At 44.3% G+C, this 751-nt stretch carries 1 protein-coding gene; it reads right to left on the reverse strand.

All coding sequences use genetic code 11. The features are described 5' to 3' along the window. The coding region (locus H5116_RS20080) for an elongation factor Tu (RefSeq protein WP_182716930.1) at window positions 1-751 on the reverse strand (751 nt) is incomplete at both ends.

Raw genomic sequence — 751 nt, forward strand, 5'->3', positions numbered from 1 at the left:
CTACGATAGTTGCTACAACACCAGCACCTACAGTACGACCACCTTCACGGATAGCAAAACGAAGACCTTCATCCATCGCGATTGGTGCGATTAGAGTTACTGTCATCTTGATGTTATCACCAGGCATTACCATTTCTACGCCTTCTGGTAACTGTACGTCACCAGTTACGTCAGTTGTACGGAAGTAGAACTGTGGACGGTAACCTTTGAAGAATGGAGTATGACGACCACCTTCATCTTTAGAAAGTACGTATACTTCTGAAGTGAATGTAGTATGTGGGTTGATTGAACCAGGCTTAGCTAGTACTTGACCACGTTCAACGTCTTCACGCTTAGTACCACGTAGAAGTGCACCAATGTTCTCACCAGCACGACCTTCGTCAAGAAGCTTACGGAACATTTCAACACCAGTACAAGTAGAACGAGTTGTATCATTGATACCAACAATTTCTACTTCGTCATTGATGCGGATGATACCAGCTTCAACACGACCAGTTACAACAGTACCACGACCCTGGATTGAGAAAACGTCTTCGATAGGCATGATAAATGGCTTATCGATGTCACGCTCTGGCTCTGGGATGTAAGAGTCAAGTGCGTTTGCAAGCTCAACAATCTTATCTTCCCACTCTTTCTCGCCTTCTAACGCTTTAAGCGCAGAACCAGCGATTAGAGGTAAGTCATCACCTGGGAAATCGTATTCAGAAAGAAGTTCACGAACTTCCATTTCTACTAGTTCAAGTAGCTCTTC

Origin of the sequence: Pseudoalteromonas sp. SG45-2, from assembly GCF_014164115.1 — a bacterium.
GTDB classification, from domain to species: Bacteria; Pseudomonadota; Gammaproteobacteria; order Enterobacterales; family Alteromonadaceae; genus Pseudoalteromonas; species Pseudoalteromonas distincta.